Origin of the sequence: Geotoga petraea (assembly GCF_900102615.1) — a bacterium.
In the GTDB taxonomy this organism is placed as follows: Bacteria; Thermotogota; Thermotogae; order Petrotogales; family Petrotogaceae; genus Geotoga; species Geotoga petraea.
This window is the reverse complement of sequence record NZ_FMYV01000006.1, coordinates 26,077-46,324: the sequence shown is the minus strand read 5'-3', so window position 1 is coordinate 46,324 and position 20,248 is coordinate 26,077. Positions and strand designations below refer to the sequence as shown.

Genomic DNA, 20,248 nt, shown 5'->3' with positions numbered 1-20,248 from the left:
TAAAACAATTTCTATTTAGTTTCTATGTGCTTTTGAAACAGTCATCCCATAAACATTTTTAACCTGATCTTTTATCAATTTATAACATTCGTTCATGCTGGCTCCTGTAGTATAAACATCATCTATAATTATAATATATTCTGGTACTGACTTTGTTAATTTTATCTTTTTATGCACATTATCTGATCTTTGATGATGTCCCAAAGAAGCCTGCTTTTTCAAAGTCAAAGATTTATAGAGTTTTATATACTCAAGGCCAGAAAGCTTTGAAAACTCTTTGGCTATTAACTCTGCTGGTGTAAACCCCCTGTTTATATAACTTATATAATTTGAAGGAACAGATGTAACTTTATAATTTTCTACGTCTAATTTGTAATAAATCAACAAATCCATTATCATTTCTGCTAAATATTTCGATATTTTTGTAAAATTCCCATATTTATATTTTCTTATTATTTTTTTCATTTTCTCATCATAATATGTCATATGATATGTATTAAAAACCCCATCAGTAATTGTAGGGTTTTTAACAGTTTGAATGCAATCATCACATATTATAGTATTAAAATTTGTTCGAGTTTCACAGCTTATACACCTATTATCAAATAATTCTGAAAATATTTTTTTAAATATTTGTCACCATCTCCGGATTTAATTTTAGCAAAGCGTTTAATGATGCCAATTTTAGTTGCCCATTTTCGTATGGATCTTTTAATATATTAAAAGGTATTTCCCATAAATTTTTAGCTTTGAAATATTTTAATAGATTTATAGCATTTTTTCTTATAGACATAGGGTATTTTTTGTTGTTTGCAATATCTGAAATTTCGTTTATAAAGTTTTCCAATTTTAGCTTTTTGATTATTTTAAGAGCTTCTTTTATCCTTTTTGAGGACACAGAATGTAGAAATTCAGACACATAGTCTGTAAGTTGATAATCTTGGAAAAAAGTCAGGTAATCTGCCGCACCAATAACCAAATCATCGTCCACTTCATCTAACAGTTCCCTTGCATAATCAACATATCCTATATCTTCTTTATCTTGAGCTAATTTCAACCCAAACTTAACTATTTTTGGATCTTTGTGATCTACAAAGTTGTTTATCAACCAACTTGGTATATCTTCAGTCCCACAAACTTTTCTTATTACCTTTGTGATGGACATTAAAATTTCGTAGTCTTTTTCTTCTTCTATTTTACCTTCTAAATATTTTTTTATTATATCGCAAGGCAGCCCAGCTAAAAATCTCAAGATGATTTTTTTGGTTTCTTTATCAACTTCTCCATAAACTTCTTTTAAAGTTGTGAAAAATACCATTGCATCTGTCTTTTCATAATATCTTATTAATGATATTTTTTTAATGTTGGATGGAATAGTATCATCCAGCATAGTTTCAGATACATTTTCCAAAGCTTCTATAAGTTGTTTTATCTTTACATATGGATCATCTTTCATCTTTTCTATTAATTTTGGTGATTCTTCTGGATAATACTCTAAATAAGATATCAAAAGTTGATATCTTACGGTTGGATCTGGATCTTTTATTTTTTCTTCAATTATTTTTTCATCTTCTATACCCATGCTTATAAAGAATTTTATCGATTCTCTTCTTATTGCAGGAGAAATGTCTTTTGTCAATTTAATCAAATCTTCTTCTTCTAACAAGGCTAATTTTTCCAAGTATTTTAAGCTGGATAATCTAACCTCTCTATCTGGATCTTCTATGAATTCTTTTATAGCTGGTGTTTCTATTTTTAGTTTTGTTAATTCTTGTATAGCTCTTGACTTAAAAGCTGGATAATTGGAATCCAACATTTCAAAAAATATTTTGGCATTTTCAGATTTTATTTTTTCTTCCAATATTTTATATGATTCTATTATTTCGTTCGCCATTTTTATTCCTCCTGTTTTATATATATCTTGTAAGAATAACCTTCTAATTCAATTGTAAGATAATTATCTTTATACTCAAAAAAGTCTATATTATTTGTTATTAAAGTGGCTCCAGTTCTTGTTTTTCTTGTTACCTTTTTTAAAAAAGGACTATAGTCAAGTCCAACATATGTCCCATTTGGTTTATAATTGTAGATATAATTATTAGAAAAATTATTTGTTGTTTTTATTTCATCTTTTGCCAAAGTATAAATTGAAATAAATGCGTTTTGCGATAAGTTAAGGTCTCTCATCTCTGTTAGAGAGTTTTTTAATATAAACAAAGTCCTTGCAAATGTCGCAAGGACTGTTATTGTCATTATTGAAATTAAAAATAATTCTAATACTGATTCAAGTAATAAAAAACCACTTTTACCTTTGAATTTATTCATAAATTGGTGTTGAGATGAATATAGAAATATCTCTCCTTAGTTTTGTAAACCTAAACTGCAATTTCAAGTCATCTATAAAATTTGCAGGTTTCGGAACTGTATAAGTCATTCTCAAATTAAGGTAGTCTATAATATTTGTTGTTGGTTCAAAATCTTGACCAACTGGATATCCTACGCCAAGTTTGGCGCTGACATTTTGAACGTGAAAGTTAAAACCGACATTAGCAAAGATAACACTTCTATTTTCTCCAGCATCAATATAATCTTGAGTAGGTCTGTCATTCAACCAAAGCACACCTGCAGACAAACTAATCATGTCATTCAAATCTGCTAATTTTAAATCTAAATCTGTTATCGTTATCATATTCAGTTCTTCACCAAAATTTGGGCTTAAATCAAAGTACAACTTAAACTGTTCAGAATCAAAACCTGTTCTCAAAGCCCAGTTTACTTGTTCATCTGTCATAATAGTCAATCCATAATTAAAACTGTTAGAAAGACCAAAAATAAAAATGAAAATTATAGATAAAATGAGAAAAGATTTTTTCATTCTAATCACTTCAACTTTGTTTTAATTTCATCTATTTTGTCTACATCTCTTATAATTGTTTTCCCTTTCTGAATGTCTACAAATGCTTCATCCAAGTAGTTTTTATTGGCATGATATTTATTTGGTTCTTTCATGTCTTTATCATTTTTTATTTCTTGAGCTCTTTTTGCTGCTATAATAGGCACTGCATACTTGTGATGCATTTTTTCCATAATTATATCATAATTAAAACCTGTACTCATCTTTTCACCCCTATGAAAAATCGTATTTAAAAAATTTATCTACTTTTTCTTCAAGACCATCTTTTATTCTTGATATTTTTAATTGTTCAGCGATTATAATAGATATTAATCTGTTTACCGATTCGGGAACATCGTTGTTCTCCAAAAGATAATCAAATTCTTCCATACGCTGTATTTCCCACTTAGAATCTTCCAACCTCTTTTTGAGATCCTTTTCATTTTCTGTTCCTCTACCCATCAACCTTTTTTGAAGTTCTTTGTAAGATGGAGGAACAACAAAAATCAATACAGAATCGTATGGCATTTCTTTTTTTATATTTAATGAGCCTTGAACGTCTACATCTAAAACTATGTTAAATCCTTCATCCAATTTTTCTTTGATAAAAGATTTTGAAGTACCATAGTAATATCCATGAACTTCAGCATATTCTAAAAATTCACCTTGCTCTTTTAATTCATGAAACTCTTCTTCGGATATAAAAAAGTAGTCTTCCCCTTCTATTTCACCTGGTCTCTTTTCCCTGGTAGTATATGAAACTGAAAAAGTAAAACCTTCTACTTTATCCAAAGCTTTTTTTATTACTGTGGATTTTCCAGCACCGGAAGGACCGCTTACCACATATAAAACTCCTCCCGTCATCCGTTGAAAGCCTCTTTCCTAATTCTCTCCAATGATTTTTCTATATCATAGAAGTTTTGAGAAAATCTATTTGTTATTGTTTCTGGTTGTATTGCAGAAGCAATTACATGTCCCGAGTCAGTTATTATAAAAGCTCTTGTTTTTCTTCCATGATTAACTTCTAATAGCTTTCCCTGTGTTTCTGCTACATCTCTGAGCCTTTTTAATGGTTGACTACCTGGATTTACTATTGCTATAACCCTATCACCAACCACAACATTACCAAAACCTATATTTATTAAACCGTACACTAATAACACCTCCAGAAGCTATATTTTAATGAACATTTTGTACTTGTTCTCTTAATTTATTTACTACTACTCTCCCGTCAACTGATAAGTTCGTTATATCTGTTATTTTTGATTTTGAAGCTATTGTGTTGAATTCCCTATGTAGTTCTTGGCAAAGAAAGTCCAGCTTTTGTCCCTTGCTTTCGTTTTCGTCATTAATTATTTTTGTAAATCTACTTAGATGACTTTTTAATCTGTCTATTTCCTCAGAAATATCTGCTTTTTCTGCAAGGAGGGCTACTTCAAGCTCTAATCTATCTTCATTTATTTTTTCAGAATCTAATATTTCATCCAAATTTTCTTTGATCCTTTTTCTGAATTCCTCTTTCATATCATTACTCAAATTTTCTATTTTTTTGACCATTTCTTTAAGTTCATCAACGTTGGATAACAATATACTTTTAAGGTCTTCTCCTTCATGTTTTTGAAATTCTATGACCTTTTCAATTGTTTCTTCTAATACATTTTTTAAGCCTTCCCAGATTTCTTCCTGTTTTTCTTCCTTTATTTTTATTTTAATTATTTCTCTGAATTTTGTAAGAACATCCAAACTAACCTCATCTGAAAGATGAAGTTCACTTGCTATTTTATCCAAAGCTGTTGAGTATGATTTTGCAAGTCCAAGGTCAACATCTACAAAATCTTCTGGGTTCATAAATCTTATATCAATATATACACTTATATTTCCCCTATTTAGCTTTGATTTTATTAAATTTTGAATATCAATTTCTAATGATGAAAAAATACTTGCTAATGAAATTTTGACATTTGAATATTTTCCATTCAAGGTTTTGATCTCAACGGAATAATTATAATCGCCAATAATTTTCTCTATTCGTCCGTAACCAGTCATACTTCTCATATACATCTCCTCCAATTTAATTATACACTAAAAATTTCAAAATCTCAAAAATTCGAGTACTTTTTTGAGAATATTTATGAATCTTTGTACTTCATCGGCTGTGGTTAGAGCTGAAAGACTAATCCTCACCATCCCTTCTGAAGCTTTTGAAGAATAACCCAGTTCTTTTAAAACCCTGCTTCCAGAAGTACCTTTAGAAGAACAAGCAGCCGATGTTGATATATAGATCTCTTCATCGGATAATGCGTTAACTATTACATCACCTCTAAGTCCTTCAAAAAAAGCCGATAAGGTATTTGGTGTTGAATTATCCAACGGAGTTACAATTTTTGCTCCCAACTTTTCCATTTGTTCTGCTAAATTATCCCGCATGTTTTTTATATTTTCCATTTTTGGAAGATCTTCAAAACTAATTTCTAATGCTTTCGCCATAGCAACTATAGAAGCAACATTTTGTGTCCCACCTCTTTGAGATCTCTCTTGAGATCCGCCTGTTATCAAAGGATGTATCAATGCTGTATCTTTTTTATATAAAAACCCTATCCCTTTTGGGCCGTGAAATTTATGTGCTGAAAAAGAAGCCATATCACACTTGAAGTCTTTCAACCTAAAATCTATTTTTCCTATTGCTTGAACAGCATCTAAATGAAATAATGTTTTTTCATTTTTTTCTTTTATGATTTTATAAACTTTTTTTATAGGGTTTAATGTCCCAAGTTCGTTATTTGCAACCATCAATGTTACCAAAACTGTATCTTGCCTTATCTTGTTTTTCAAGTCTTCCAAATCAATTTTTCCATAATTATCAGTTTTTACGTATTCTATTTCAAACCCTTGTTTTTCTAAGTAGGATAATGTGTTTATTGTAGATGAATGTTCTACTTTTGAAGAAATGATGTGCTTTCCTATATTTTGTTTAGATAAGACGCTCCCTTTTATCGCCCAATTAATAGACTCTGTGGCACCAGAAGTAAAATATATTTCGTATGGCATAACTCCCATCAATTTGGCAATTTTAAACCGGGCTTCTTCCAAGGCAATCTCAGCTTTTACCCCAAACTCATGAATTGAATTTGGGTTTGCGTACACATCTATTGAGTATTTTTTCAGAACATTGAAAACCTCTTCATACATTATAGTTGTGGCATTGTTGTCTAAATAAATCAATTTTATGCCTCCTAAAACAAAATAATAAAATAGTAAAAAAAGGCCGGTTATCCGACCTTTCTTCAATTTTATATTAGTTATATTAACTTGAATTAATTAAATTATTAAGATAGTTTGTAATCAGTGAATTTTAGAGTGAATTGAACTCCTTTTTCTTTGTTTTCTACTTTTATGCTTATGTTTAATTTATCTGCTAATTTTTTGGCAATTGACAAGCCTAACCCATGTGATTTTGTACTGCGTGCTTTGTCACCTTTATAGAACCTTTGAAAGATTTTGTCTATCTCGTCTTCACTAATTCCATTACCATAATCTCTTATGCTTATTTCTCCTTCACCGTATTTTATATCAACTTTTTTTCCCTCTGAATTGTATTTTAATGCATTTTCTATTACCACTTTTAAAATTATGGATAGATATTCTTCTGATGTATTTATATAAAAATCTTCACCTTCAAGATTGAATATTTCATCTTCTTTGTGAAATATTTCCAATGTTTCTTTTATTATCTTTTTAACATTATGTTTTTGCTTTTCTATCTCGTAATTTGGTTTAGTTAAAATTAACAACTTTTCAACCATATCTTTTAAATATTCAGTTGAATTTTCGATACTTTCAATTGATTCAGTAAGAATTTTTTCATCTTTTGTTCCCCATCTTTTTAGCATCTTAACAAACCCATTTATAGAGGTCAAAGGGGTTCTAAGCTCGTGAGACACATCTGAAACAAATTGTTTTTGAGCGTTAAATGCATCTTCTATTCTTTCAAGCATCGAGTTCAATTTGTTGGATAAGTTTTGATATTCCACAGTGCTTTGCTCAGGAATTCTTTGGTTAATAGAGTTCGCATCAATTTGAGATATTTGTCTTGATATGGTTATAGTAGGTTTCAATAGCCTTCTAGCCAGTATATAAGAGATTGCTAAAGAAACAAGTGACAACAAAAATATCGCAACAATAGCTACTTTATCAAAGGTTTCTATTAAAGCTGTAAACTCTAAAGATGGACTTCCAACTATTAAAAGTTTATTCTGAAACACTTCCAATCCTACAAATATATAGTATTTATCTTGAGCTTTATATAGATAAGGTAATTTATCTATTTTAAAACCATTATATATGATGTTGTATGGGTCAGACATTACCGTTCCATCAATTATAACTATTTTGTTTGACAAAAGACTCCTTCTAAAAATATCGGTATCATCCATTAATTGGTTAAAAAGTTCTTCGTTATTCCGAGGAGCTTTTTTACTTTTTTCAAGATATTCTGGACTAATTTCATTTATAAACATTTTTCCATAAGTATCCATAGAAATATCTATAACTGTAAACCTCAATAATAATATAACTACTGAGGTTAATAAAAAAGTTGTTATTGTTATTACAAAAGTTTGTTGAATAACAGCAGATTTTTTCTTTTCATTCTTCTCGAATAACGTATCCAACACCTCTTACTGTCTTAATGTATTTTGACGCTTCGCCCAATTTTTTTCTTAAATAGTTCATGTAAACTTCCACAATATTTTTGTTTTCTTCTTCTGTATATCCCCAGACTTCTTCCATGATTTTTTCTTTTGATACAACTATATTTTTGTTGATCATTAGTGTTTTGAGTATGTTGAATTCTGTGAGACTTAAATGGATTTCATCTTCATTTACGTATACTTGCATCCTGTCCAAATACATGTTTATCCCATCTACTGTCAGATAGTCTTTGCTTTTGTTAAGTCTCCTAAGAAGAGCTTCTAACCTCGCAAATATTTCTTCAATTTCAAATGGTTTTACAATATAGTCATCAGCATATTTTAACCCTTCAACACGGTTTTCTAACTCTCCTTTTGCAGTTAACATAATTATACCAATGTCTTTATCATAATTACGTATTATCTCTGCAATTTCAAAACCATCTCTAATAGGAAGCATTATATCTAATAATATAACATCTGGCTTAAAATCCTCATAAAATTTTATGGCTTCATCTCCATCATTTGCAATTTTCGTATCATAGCCTTCATGGCTAAGTTCTAACTCGAGCAGTCTGGAAATTGATTTATCATCTTCTACAATAAGAATTTTATACACAGTTCCACCTCCATCAATAAAAAAACGCTCTTTGAGCGCTTTAAAAGTTATAAAAAATCTTAGTATTAACCTTGAATCCTTCGTTTATTATGTATAAAAGTTCTCCAACTAATTCAAATTTTTCGTATTCATAATTGAATTTTAATTCAGAATATGGATTTATTTTTATATTTGAAATATTAAAATAAATATCCGCACCCGCTCCTAATTCAATTGTATCATTTTCATAGCCAATAAAAATATCATAAAATAATCCATCAAAAGAAGGGTTTAAACTGTTGCTTTCAAATCTTATATTGCTTAACAACCCTATTTCACCATTCAAAATAATCTCTTCAAAATGCTGATATTCTTTAAAAGACAGTAAAAAGTACAACAAATCATCGTGATAGTCAATTCCCACATTTGAATAAAAATCTTTACTTATCTCATCTGTGAAAGTAAACTTATATTTGTCAAAAAAACCGTATTTAAAATTTAATTTGTAATCGTTTGTTATAAAATCGAGGCCTATGTAATCATTCCCTTTATCGAACTCATACTCCAAGCCTATAGAATTGCTATTTTTTTCTTGAAAATAGTTTGTATAATCCCTCTTTTCGTAAACACCCAAAACTATCATGAAATATTTATTTGAATTATTCATAAAATAATAAATAGGTGTATTCATTTGTGAATAACTCAAATTTAAATCCAGTATCAAAGAATCATCGATTAAAAGTTTAAGATCAATTCCATCGTTTTCTACTACTGATATATCTACTTTTTTATCGTAGAACACAAATGACATTTCATTCTCATTTTTAAAGACATTATAATAATTATATCTTAAATTTTGCTCAAAGTTCAAAAACTCAAAATTTGTCCCATTATTCTTACCAACAATGAAATCTATCGTTATGTTGTTAGCTTCTTTAACTTTCCATTGAGCTTCTGACAATTCTATTATATTAACGGCTAATATTTTGTTGGTGTAGCTGTTGTTGTCGATATCTCTTATCATCTCTATTATCTTGGTGGCAATTTCATCTTTTCCATAAACGATTACCAAATTAGAATCTTTTAAAAATTTGACTCTATAAGGATACAAACTTAGCAATTCTGATATTGAGTTGGTACTTATATTAGAAAGCTTTACCACATTGGGTTCTAAAAGATAGTTCGCTAAATTTGTTCTTTCTCTGTAATCACCTACAAAATATATATCTTCTGAATATTTTTCAAAAAAGAAAGGTTTCCCAAAAAGTATAAGTTCCAAAGCTGTTTCAACATTATTTGTGTTTATTAAAAGATCCACCTTTCCTGATACACTTTCTGAATAAACTATTTGAACATCTGCTGCAAAGGCTATATCGTCTAAAGCATCTTTTAAGTCCACATCTATAAAATCAAAAGCTATGGTGTTTCCAAATATAGAAAAAGTAAACAAAACAAATAATATAATAAAAAGTTTTTTATTCAAAGTTTTCACTCCTGATTTTGTTAAATTAAAATGATTTCATGTTCTTTCTCTTGTTATGTTTTTCTAACCATCATAGAAATCCATGTCTATTTTTAGAACTATGCTCTCAGAAGTTTAATAGTATACTGATTGGTAACATTAACTATTCTACACAACTTCTGTTATAATTATTACCAGAGATCTAATAAATTCCAATACCAGAAGAATAACGTCCTTTTCACTCTAATCCTCCTTTCTTTAGTTATTATTATATTATTCACATGTTACATTTATGTATATTTCGTGACTTCAATTTGTATTAAATTTGCTTATATTAGTGTATTATTTATTACTTTTAAAATAATAAATATACAGAATTAATTATCGCAGGAGGTGCCTGCATGGCAAAAACGTCCTACTGGCTAAAAAAATATGAAATAAAATTAAAAAAAAGATTTGGACAAAACTTTTTAGCAGAAGACACTATAGCTAAAAGAATTGTAGAAGAAGCGAATATAAAAAAAGATGATTTCATAATTGAAATCGGAACGGGGGCTGGAACGCTTTCAGAAGAAATTATAAGCAAAACAAATTCCCTTGTGTCATTTGAAATAGATAAAACACTAAAAGATTTGTTGGAAGATAGGTTCAGCGATGAAGAAAAAATAGAAATTGTCTTTGAAGATTTTTTATCTGTTGATATATCTAAATACGACGATAAAAAACCAATTTATATTGCAAACATACCTTACAACATATCTTCACCAATATTAGAAAAAATATTCTTAGAAACTCCGAATTTTCAAAGAGCTTATCTGATGGTACAAAAAGAGTTTGGAGAAAGAATTTTGGGCATGGACAAAAAAGATTTTAGTCCTTTAACGGTTTTTAGCCAATATTTTTGTGATGTGAAAAGTGTTTTAGAAATACCTAAAGGTGCTTTTATTCCCAACCCAAAAATAGATTCATTGGTTATTGAATTCAAACCACATAAAAAATACGATTTAGACAGTAAAGACTTTATGAGGTTTGTAAAAACATGTTTTTCTATGCGAAGAAAGACTATAAAAAACAATCTAAAAAGATTAACTAAAGATCCAGACTCTGTTTTATCTGAATTAAACATAAACCCAAAAAACAGACCAGAAGATCTAACAGTGGAAAATTATGTAGAATTATATAAAAAAACACGGGAAAGCTAAAAATTAAGCTTTCCCGTGTTTTTATAATTTTTCATTTTTTTCTTCTTTTTTCAATAGCTTCCGTAAAAGCTGAAAACAAAGGATTTGGTGTACCAACTTTCGATTTCAGTTCTGGATGGTATTGAATCCCTATATAAAAATCATTCTCTTTCATTTCGACTGCTTCGACAAATTCAGTTCTTGCAGACACAATCATTTGATCAAATATATCTCCAAACTGTTTATCGTTTACTTCATATCTATGTCTATGCCTTTCATATATTTCCGTTGTTTTATAAATTTCGTATAACTTTGTTCCTTTTAAAACTTCTGTTTTCTGTGCTCCAAGCCTCATAGTTCCGCCCATTTTCAAAATCTTTTTCTGTTCTTCCATAATATCTATTATTGGATATTTTGTTTCTGGATCAAACTCTGTCGAGTTTGCACCTTCTAAATTTTTAACATGTCTTGCATATTCAATAACCATTAACTGCATTCCCAGACAAATTCCCAATGTTGGAACGTTGTTTTCTCTTGCGTATTTCAGAGCTCTTATCTTTCCTTCAATTCCTCTTTTGCCAAATCCTCCAGGGATAATTATCCCTTCATATTTTCCTAAAACACTTTTTAATCCTTCATCGTCTAATTCTTCCAGCATTTCAGAATCAACTATTTCTGGTTTCTTTACCCCAGTTAAAAATATACTTTCCAAAATACTTTTATAAGCATCATCAGTACCCAAATATTTTCCTATCATTGCTATCTTCAAGTTTTTAAAAGTTTTTGGGCATGACCATTTTATGTTGTTTTGGATTTTCAAATCCAACCTTTTCGCTACCAAATCTTGTATATTCATTTTATTCAATACTTCAGGGACTTCATAAATATTGCTTAAATCTGGTAAGTTAACTACGTATTCGTTTTTAACTCCTCCAAATAACGCAACTTTTTCCAAACTTGAATAGTCAATTTCTTTCTCAGTTCTTATAACTATCATATCAGGATGTATACCAATTCTTCTCAATTGTTGAACAGATTGTTGAGTAGGTTTTGTTTTAAATTCATTAGTAACCCTCAAAAAGGGAACAAAAGTCACGTGAACAAACATGAAATTTTCTCTTCCTTTTTCATTGGATAGTTGTCTTATTGCTTCAAAAAAGATTTCTCCCTCAATGTCTCCAACTGTTCCGCCAATTTCAATTAACAAGAGTTCTGTATCAATACTCTCTATTCTCTCTTTAATCTCATTGGTCACGTGTGGGACCATTTGAACTGTTCCACCTAAAAATTTACCGTCTCTTTCTTTGCTGATTACAGAGCTAAAAACTTGACCAGCAGTCAAGTTATTCTCTCTCTTCATATCAATACCCAAAAACCTTTCATAATGGCCCAAATCAAGATCCGCTTCATAACCATCATCGGTCACAAACACTTCTCCATGTTGATTTGGATTCATAGTCCCTGCATCCACATTCAAATAAGGATCGATTTTTAAAGAATTTATTTTGATACCAGATTCTTTCATGAGCCTTCCCATAGAAGCAGATACAACCCCTTTTCCAATACCACTTAAAACTCCACCTGTTACGATGATATACTTCTTGGCCATGTCATCCTCCTTTACCTATTAATGTCTTAGTTAAACAATTTTTGTTGGAAAATGGAAGAAAAAAGCTGCATTTTAGTTGTTTGTTTTTGGTTAAATACTTTTTTTACTTTTAATATTTTTTCTAACAACTAACAACCAGCATCAAACAACAGAAATCTCTGATTTCAAAAAACCATTAAAAAAGAGGGAGCAAATGCTCCCTCTTTTATGGGTTAATCTTCATCATCAATATTTAGTTTGTCAGCAATTGAATTTACTGCATCTTCTACAGTTTTAATACTTTCGACTTCTTCGTCTTCAATCGTAATTCCCAATTCTGATTCGAATGCCATAGTTAAGTCGACTAACTCTAATGAATCTGCATCCAAGTCATCTGTGAAAGAAGCATCTATAGTTACATCTTCTTCGTCAACACTTAAAGTTTCAGAAATTATTTCTTTTACTTTTTCGAACAAATCTTCCCTTGTCATTTTATAACCTCCCGGAAAAAACAAATTTATAAAAATTCTTTTTAATTATAATAACTAAAGGAGGCCTTGTCAAGTTAAAAACCAACAGCTAAGTTAATTTTTGCTGAAATACCTTTTAAATCAAAAATATTTGACAATTCATAGTTGGTTAAAGATATATTAAATCTTGTTTCAACTAAATAAGCATTGAGTCCTAAACTAAAACCAGCTTTCCACAAATCTGAATATCTTTCAAGACTGAAAGAATATGGAATTATATTGAAAATATTACTTTTTGCATTTATTCCAAAGTTGAATTCTGAGGTTATAGGATACCATTCTACAAAAGGGATCCAATCAAAAATATATGTAAATTTGTAAAATCCAGATATACCTAAGGGCATTGAATATTCTTTGTTTACACTTGCATTATCAACAAACTCAAAATTTTCACTTGTTTCAAAAGACTGCTCAAAAACTATATTTGATGCTTCTACAGTATATTCCGCTTCAAGATTTATAGATTTTGCTAAATTAGCCTTTTTTAAAGTTATATTATTTACTGCTATTCCCCATTTAGGATTTTCGTCGTATCCATTTATATAACCTATATCAATTTTAAACCCATTGTTATTCAACAAATTGTTCATCACCAAGTCTGTGTCTAAATTTTCTAATTCGTTTGCACTGAAATTGGAATAAACTGGAACGCTGACTTTTACATTCCCATTAATTGAATTATCAGTCTCGTCTGTAGATAAACCATATTCAAAAAAAGCGTCTTCATCAGAAATGGCTATTGGTGAAAAAGCACCTATTTTAACTCCTAATAAGTTTTCATCTTTCCATGAAAAAGAGCCATAAGCTCCCGCTTCTATAGTACTATCTAAAACAACTTCTCCGCTATCTGTATAAGTTTGACCAATTTCATTCCCCTCAGTCAACAGCTTTAGCAAACTATTTGGTATATCTAATTTTAATTCTAAATCAACATTTGAATAAACCCCAAGGCCTAAATTCCAAAGGTTAATCAAACCATAAACATTAGCATTATCTACTGTGTATAGCTTTAAATCTTCTCCTTCTAATCCTCCATAAAATTGATCCAAATCTATAACTATTTCTTCTTTATCATAATTATCTAATATAAATTTAGAATCAACTAAATTTTGAAAAAACATTATATCAGGAGTAACCCCTATCTCAATAAAACCTCTTTTTTTTGAATCCATTAAAGCTGGATTGAATTGATTGTCCCAGGCTGTTAAAGATTCTGAAAAAATCATGACACTAAATATAGTCAAAATAAATATTATAATTAATCTTTTCATCATTCATCACCTCCACTGTTGAGGTTTATTGGAATGTCTAATTCTGTATCCAATGACGCCCAGAAACTAATTGCTATCTCACCATTTGCCAACTCATAATCTCCTGCTGGAATGAATGGCTCAATTGTAAGAGAAAATGGTTCATTATTTTTAATTTCTGTTATCAAATCGTTTAGTGATATTGAAGAATTAGAAAGTGTTAATGTATCAATAAGTTCCGAACCATTATATAAATTGATTCCCACATCTAAACCCGTTGTATTACTTAAATCTAAATTTAGATCCAAAGTTTTGATCTGATCCAACAAATCATTGATCATTTCTCTATTATCTGCATCTCTACCCAAAAGATCACCTTCGGTAGTTATGTTTTCTATAAATGTGGCGTCTTGAGTTACATTGAATTTCATTGGAAAATCAAGTTCAAATGACATTCCTATTTTTTGATCAGTCCCATCTAAAATTACCTCTTCTGTTTCTATTTTATAGCCAAAAACCATATCACTTGGTTTTCTATTTATAACAGTTGCAAAGTCTGTAGCAACAAAATTTTCTGAAATATTACCAAATATTGATTTTGTTTCAGTTTTAGCAGTTCCATTATCATCATAAGTATAAGTAGCTAATACTGTTAACGAAGCAGTAATATCATCTATGCCTTGCATATCAAAATTAATTGTTGCTGGGATTGTTGTTATTTCAATGTTTTTTAAGAAATCTAAATCACTTGATGATAAATCTATTGGAGTTTCAGATAATTCGTTTGATATTGTTGTAGCTCCAATTGTAATTTTGCCTATTCCCAAATCTCTTACTGTGAAAGTTGCATCAAAAGTTAAACTATCTCCAGGAGCAATAGGATTTGTTGGAGTTAAAGTTAATATACTACCGTCGTACCCAACTGGAGAAGCTTCTGCCGTAATATCTATAGTGTTATATGTTTCAAAATCTAAAGTTTTTCCCGATAAATCTATTGTTTCGTTGCTTGTTCCTTCAGTAAAATCTAAACTCTTATTAATTTCGAGCATTTCTGAATTTATAAATGATTTTATTGTCATTGGTAAATTGTTATTCCATTCTATGAATATTTCTCCGGCATTCAAATCTACTTGTTTTACCAAATTGCCAATTGTTTCAGGAATTTCTACATTTTGAGAAAAATTTTGTTCTAATCCTGTTTTTGAATATTCTATATAACCAAATGATGCATTATCTAAGTTTACATCCACATCAAAAGAACTATTAGATGGCATATCAAGACTAACTGTATTAATAACGACTTCGATATCTCCGTCTAAAGTTTTTCCAGATAAATCAAGTTCTATATTGTTATCTGCATTAATTGTTAAAGTATAAACATTAGTTCCAAAATCCACAGAACCATTTATTTCTTTGAAATCTACACCTGTTGCACTGATTATCATTTTTCCAGATGCAAAATCTACTCTGTTTAAATCAGCTGGTTTTGAGGCAGATGTATTTAAATTTACTTTTGCATCTTTTACACTTGAAACAGAAATATTAGGAGTTACTCCAAAAGATACTGTTCCAGTAGTAAATTCTGAATTGCTTGCTCCTGTAACCGTTGAATTTACAGTTACGTCAATATTATTAGTGTCTATATCAATATCAGAAAGATCTATAGAAGTCGGATATGTATTCAACGTTTGAGACTTTAGAACGTTGCCATTTTGTGCTAGTTCAACATTGCTAACAACACTAATATTTTGCCAACCTGATGGCTGAGTTAAAGTAAATTCTATTGAACCATTTAAGGTTGCAGTAGCAAATGCATCAGCGTCTAAAGATAAGTTTATTGTGTTTGAATTATTAAATGTTTCTTCGAACTCAACTCCACTTGCAGCACTAATTTTTCCACCTGTAATACCTAATATATCTATGGTAATATCTTCTGAAGTAGATGGAGAACCAGTGGTGGTATTTACTCTGAAAACTGGTTGTAAATTAAAAGTTGATGAAAGTGTTTTATTAGTTAAATCAATACTTAAGCTATGAGTATTACCATCAGAAATATCAACGTATGCAGATTCTGCTATAATCTCATCTGAAGTATTCAAGACTTTCAGTTTAATTTCAACAGTGTTTAAAGGTACTGACATCCCTACATTAACATCAAAAGTTCCTTGAGAAAGAGTTATACTATCAAAGCCTGAAGCACTTATTGTCTGGGCTAAGCTTGCACTATCAATTGTTTGTTCTGATCCTCCTGTATTTGGGACATCAACACTTAAAGATAAAGTTTCAGTAATATCTACGCCAGAAGGAACATCTAGATCGTTTACTGTATAATCCACATTTGAACTTGATGGATTTATTGTTGGTAATGTTATACTTTGTGAAGCTAAACTTGGTAAATTAGGTATGTCAAAACCAATAGATATATTTTCTTGTAAATCGTTAAAATCAATTTGATCTACACTGAAAAAATCAGACATGCTAATATTAACCAAATCTGTTGCAAATCTAAAAGTTAATGGTTTATCTTTAACTTTAGTTAAGCCATTTAAACTTTCTTCTAGTTGATCTTCAAAATCACCTAAAAAATCATTTAAAACTATTGAAGTTGCTCCGAGAGGAGCTTCTAATTTAGGTGTACCTGTAATTCTAACAGTTTGAAGGTTACACGAAGAAAGGAAAGCAATTAAAAATATCACCGTTAAGGCAAAAAATACTATTTTTTTCACCTCAAACACCCCCTTATTTTTTATTTGAATATTAATATTATATCAAAAAAACAATAAATTTATATTAATAATTATTCTTTATTACTTTTAAATTTCTTTATATAATTGTTTATTTCAAGTAAATCTTTCTTCAAAACAACATAGAATTCGCTATCAATTTTTTCTATTATTTTATTTCTTTCTAAAGATTTTAATTTTTTGTTCAATTTGGTTTCATCGAAATCGTATTTCAGCATTTCTTTTATTAGACCAATTATTTCCACTAATACAGAATTATGCCTTAAAGCTATTTCGTATAGATACCCCATTTCTCCAAGCGATTGTTCCAAACTTTCTTGATTTTCTATCTTTCTTTTTATAATATCCTTAATTTCTCTAATGTAATATCTATATTCCTCAATATCACTTTCTTCTACTTGATCCAGATCATCATCTGCTATTCCCTTAATCAAAGAAACAGAACTTTTTGAAAGCTTTTTCCTAAAATAAGATGAAAGCATTAAACTCATAGGAATGGACAGTATTATAATCCCTAAAAATAATATAATAAATATATGAATGTTGTTCATTATAAGCCTTTGAAAAACTGTGGAATTTTTCATAAAAAAACTTATTCCATATTCATCGAACTCATAGAAATACAAATACTTATTTTTAAATTGATCCAATTCATTTCTTATAGATAATCTTTCGTGATTTACCTCTTCAAAAAGAGAGCTACTACCGGCTAAGAATTTACCTTTTTGATTTGTAAAGAAAAATTCTTCATCTATATTATATTGTTCTAAGAGAATCTCGACCAATTTTTTCTTATCAAAAATGAGAGTGTAATGAACACCTTCGTAAATATAATTTACAGTTATAGTATCTTCTTGAGCTTTAATGTCATAAAATAATCCTTGTATTTTTGTTTTGTTCTCTATATGATTACCCTCCATTTTTATTATAGGGCCATAAGGGATCCCCTTGAATATAGAAGTGTTAACATAATTTTTCATAATCGAATCTAATTTTAAAGATATATTTGATATTATAAGTTTAGAATAGTTATTTATATCAAAAATATCAACGCTACTTCGAAAAAAATAGAAAAAGGTTATAATTATAATAGCTATTATTATAGTTACCATTATATTGAAGGTCAAAAATATTCTGAAAAAATTCTTTTTTGTGTTTACATTTTTCATTTATGGTTTCACCACCTTAAGTTTATTATACCAGTAAAGGAGGATATTAATAATGATATTTTATGAATTATTTCTTAGGTCTTTTTATGATAGCAATGGAGATGGAATTGGGGATTTTAAAGGTTTAGAAGAAAAGTTGGATTATTTTAAAGAGCTTGGTGTTGACACCATTTGGTTATTACCTATCATGAAATCTCCAGCTTTTCACGGCTATACTATTTCAAGCTTTTATGAAACTAATCCCGTATACGGGGAACTAAAAGATTTGAAATCTGCATTGAGAAAAGGCCATGAAATGGGATTGAAATTCGTATTGGATTTACCAATTAATCATGTGGCTGTAAACTCTGAATGGTTTCAAAAAGCCTTAGAAGATAAAGAGCCTTATAAAAATTGGTTTACATGGGCTAATGAAAAAACAAATCTTTCTGAAAAAAGGCACTGGGGTGACGATTACATTTGGCATGAAATTGGAGACAAATATTTTTATGGTTTATTTGGACCTGGTAGCCCTGATTTGAATTTTGAAAACAAAGAATTATGGGAAGAAATGAAAAAAGTTTTTAAATTTTGGTTAGATGCTGGATTTGATGGATTTAGATTGGATGCAGCAAAACATATTTTTGATTATGATGCAAAAAAAATGGTTTTCAAATACCAACATGATAAAAACATTAATTTTTGGAAAGAAATGCTTGATTATGTTTATTCCGTTAAAGAAGATGCAATAATAGTCAGCGAAGTATGGGATGACCAAAAAATTGTTGAAAAATATGAAGGTGTTTTCGATATAGGGTTTAACTTCCCACTATCTGGAGATATGAAAGACAGCATTAAAAAAGAAGACACGAAGAAATTTGTTAAATCTTTAAAAAACAATTTTTCAAAATATATAGACAAAGAAAATGATGTTGAAACTAAATCGGGGAACTTCTTGACCAACCATGACATGCAAAGACTTATAAGCGAATACGAAGAAAATGAAGACAAAACCAAATTCGCATATTCTATATTATTCACTCTACCTGGAAAACCTTTTATATTTTATGGTGAAGAGTTGGGGTTAAGGGGAGAACTGGTTAGTGTTAACTATACAGAAGATAGTCAAGAGCCATTCCAATGGTATGAAATAGGGTTTGGCCCGGGGCAAACTGAATGGAAAGGCTATAAATTCAATCCACCATACAGCAAAGTTTCTTATGAACATCAAAAAAACGACTCCAACTCTATGTTTAACCACATTAAATCATTAATAAGTTTTAGAAAAGAAAACAATTGGATTGATGATGCGAGCATATCTATTATCAGCCAAAACGAGAGCATAGTCAAAATAAAGATTAATAAGGATTCTCACTCGATTATTGCCATTTATAATTTTAAATCTTCCAAATCTTTATTGAATGTTAATAAAAATAAAATAATTAAATGCTATGGTATATATAGAGAAAAATCTGACTTAATTGAAATAAATGGTTTTACTACTTTGATACTTAAAGAGTGAGGTGATATTTTGAAAAAATTCATAATTATCGCTCTGAGTATTATTGTTAGTTCAATGGTATTATCGTTAAACCCACTTACGCTAATAGATGAAAACGACTCAAAAATTGATTTAAAATACAAAACATTTTTAATGGATTTTGTTGAACAACAATACTACTTGGCAGCAGGTAAGCCCATGTCAAACGAAAGAAAGCAGCAAATAGTAAATGGAATCATTGAAGCTTCTAAGCAATTTGAAATTTCGCCTTTGCTGATAGCTGCAATAATAGACACAGAAACAAACTTTAGAAATCTTATAGGAAGTTACGGGGAAGTTGGGTACATGCAGTTAAAACCTACAACAGCTAAATACATGATTGACAAATACCCTGAAATTTTTGAAAAATTAGGTTACACCGAAAAGAGTACTGATTGGATTGAAAAAAGATTATTAACTGACCCCATGTATAATATTTTAGTTGGAACGGCATATCTCAATTATTTGATGGAAATACATGAAGGTGATCTCTTTACTGCTATTGGCTGGTACAACGGCGGTGGCAACGAATACTATGCAAAAAAAGTTATATTCAAAATTAACTCAATTAATATTAAATACCCCACAATTTAAATTTTTAAAAAATAGAAGACTGATTAAGTCTT

Annotated in this window: 20 protein-coding genes; 3 read left to right on the top strand and 17 right to left on the bottom strand. The window is 29.5% G+C overall.

All coding sequences use genetic code 11. The annotated features are described in order from the left end of the window. Nucleotides 1-15: 15 nt before the first annotated feature. The 12 genes from BLS00_RS07755 to BLS00_RS07700 form a co-directional block, all read right to left on the bottom strand. Nucleotides 16-486, bottom strand: a complete 471-nt coding sequence (locus BLS00_RS07755; protein ID WP_091404506.1) for a ComF family protein — start codon at nt 484-486, stop codon at nt 16-18. A gap of 139 nt (nt 487-625) precedes the next feature. Further along, complete coding sequence (locus tag BLS00_RS07750) at nt 626-1,894, bottom strand: hypothetical protein (RefSeq protein WP_091404504.1); 1,269 nt, start codon at nt 1,892-1,894, stop codon at nt 626-628. A gap of 2 nt (nt 1,895-1,896) precedes the next feature. Continuing rightward, nucleotides 1,897-2,325, bottom strand: coding sequence for a type II secretion system protein (locus tag BLS00_RS07745; RefSeq protein WP_091404501.1), 429 nt, complete (start codon nt 2,323-2,325; stop codon nt 1,897-1,899). After that, entirely contained in the window at nt 2,318-2,875 is a 558-nt protein-coding gene (locus tag BLS00_RS07740; RefSeq protein WP_091404499.1) for a hypothetical protein, read from the bottom strand. Before BLS00_RS07740 ends, BLS00_RS07745 begins: the two co-directional genes overlap by 8 nt. 5 nt (nt 2,876-2,880) lie before the next feature. After that, nucleotides 2,881-3,117 (bottom strand): DNA-directed RNA polymerase subunit omega, encoded by a 237-nt coding sequence (locus tag BLS00_RS07735; RefSeq protein ID WP_091404496.1) that lies wholly within the window; start codon nt 3,115-3,117, stop codon nt 2,881-2,883. 10 nt (nt 3,118-3,127) lie between these two features. After that, nucleotides 3,128-3,757 (bottom strand): guanylate kinase, encoded by a 630-nt coding sequence (gene gmk, locus BLS00_RS07730; RefSeq protein ID WP_091404494.1) that lies wholly within the window; start codon nt 3,755-3,757, stop codon nt 3,128-3,130. Further along, the gene (locus BLS00_RS07725; protein ID WP_091404492.1) at nt 3,754-4,047 is read right to left on the bottom strand and encodes a DUF370 domain-containing protein; all 294 of its coding nucleotides are present in this window, start codon (nt 4,045-4,047) and stop codon (nt 3,754-3,756) included. Before BLS00_RS07725 ends, gmk begins: the two co-directional genes overlap by 4 nt. 25 nt (nt 4,048-4,072) lie before the next feature. Then, complete coding sequence (locus BLS00_RS07720; RefSeq protein WP_091404489.1) at nt 4,073-4,948, bottom strand: YicC/YloC family endoribonuclease; 876 nt, start codon at nt 4,946-4,948, stop codon at nt 4,073-4,075. A gap of 36 nt (nt 4,949-4,984) precedes the next feature. Continuing rightward, on the bottom strand, nt 4,985-6,115 hold the full coding sequence (locus tag BLS00_RS07715) for a cysteine desulfurase family protein (protein WP_091404486.1): 1,131 nt from the start codon (nt 6,113-6,115) through the stop codon (nt 4,985-4,987). Between the two features lie 104 nt (nt 6,116-6,219). Further along, entirely contained in the window at nt 6,220-7,563 is a 1,344-nt protein-coding gene (locus BLS00_RS07710) for a sensor histidine kinase (protein ID WP_091404483.1), read from the bottom strand. After that, nucleotides 7,538-8,200 carry a response regulator transcription factor gene (locus BLS00_RS07705; protein ID WP_091404480.1) on the bottom strand — a complete coding sequence of 221 codons (663 nt, stop codon included), beginning with the start codon at nt 8,198-8,200 and terminating at the stop codon, nt 7,538-7,540. The genes BLS00_RS07710 and BLS00_RS07705 overlap by 26 nt, the downstream gene beginning before the upstream one ends. 40 nt (nt 8,201-8,240) lie before the next feature. Next, nucleotides 8,241-9,662, bottom strand: coding sequence for a hypothetical protein (locus tag BLS00_RS07700; RefSeq protein WP_091404476.1), 1,422 nt, complete (start codon nt 9,660-9,662; stop codon nt 8,241-8,243). Nucleotides 9,663-10,042: 380 nt separating this feature from the next. On the opposite strand from BLS00_RS07700, the gene rsmA reads away from it, so the two are divergent. Continuing rightward, nucleotides 10,043-10,843: a 16S rRNA (adenine(1518)-N(6)/adenine(1519)-N(6))-dimethyltransferase RsmA gene (rsmA, locus tag BLS00_RS07695; RefSeq protein WP_091404473.1), complete on the top strand. Its 801-nt coding sequence runs from the start codon at nt 10,043-10,045 to the stop codon at nt 10,841-10,843. A gap of 31 nt (nt 10,844-10,874) precedes the next feature. On the opposite strand, the gene BLS00_RS07690 is transcribed toward rsmA, so the two are convergent. From BLS00_RS07690 to BLS00_RS07670, 5 genes are all read right to left on the bottom strand, one after another. After that, nucleotides 10,875-12,431, bottom strand: coding sequence for a CTP synthase (locus tag BLS00_RS07690; protein WP_091404471.1), 1,557 nt, complete (start codon nt 12,429-12,431; stop codon nt 10,875-10,877). A gap of 212 nt (nt 12,432-12,643) precedes the next feature. After that, nucleotides 12,644-12,901 (bottom strand): acyl carrier protein, encoded by a 258-nt coding sequence (acpP, locus tag BLS00_RS07685; RefSeq protein ID WP_091404468.1) that lies wholly within the window; start codon nt 12,899-12,901, stop codon nt 12,644-12,646. A gap of 74 nt (nt 12,902-12,975) precedes the next feature. Then, on the bottom strand, nt 12,976-14,211 hold the full coding sequence (locus BLS00_RS07680) for a hypothetical protein (RefSeq protein WP_176759868.1): 1,236 nt from the start codon (nt 14,209-14,211) through the stop codon (nt 12,976-12,978). Continuing rightward, on the bottom strand, nt 14,211-16,916 hold the full coding sequence (locus tag BLS00_RS07675; RefSeq protein ID WP_091404463.1) for a hypothetical protein: 2,706 nt from the start codon (nt 16,914-16,916) through the stop codon (nt 14,211-14,213). Before BLS00_RS07675 ends, BLS00_RS07680 begins: the two co-directional genes overlap by 1 nt. A gap of 71 nt (nt 16,917-16,987) precedes the next feature. Then, nucleotides 16,988-18,103, bottom strand: a complete 1,116-nt coding sequence (locus BLS00_RS07670) for a hypothetical protein (protein ID WP_091404461.1) — start codon at nt 18,101-18,103, stop codon at nt 16,988-16,990. A 52-nt stretch (nt 18,104-18,155) separates the two neighbouring features. Here BLS00_RS07670 and BLS00_RS07665 point away from each other — a divergent pair, with 52 nt between their 5' ends. Then, on the top strand, nt 18,156-19,604 hold the full coding sequence (locus BLS00_RS07665; RefSeq protein WP_091404459.1) for an alpha-amylase family glycosyl hydrolase: 1,449 nt from the start codon (nt 18,156-18,158) through the stop codon (nt 19,602-19,604). Between the two features lie 54 nt (nt 19,605-19,658). Continuing rightward, nucleotides 19,659-20,216 carry a transglycosylase SLT domain-containing protein gene (locus BLS00_RS07660; protein WP_091404777.1) on the top strand — a complete coding sequence of 186 codons (558 nt, stop codon included), beginning with the start codon at nt 19,659-19,661 and terminating at the stop codon, nt 20,214-20,216. Nucleotides 20,217-20,248 lie beyond the last annotated feature (32 nt).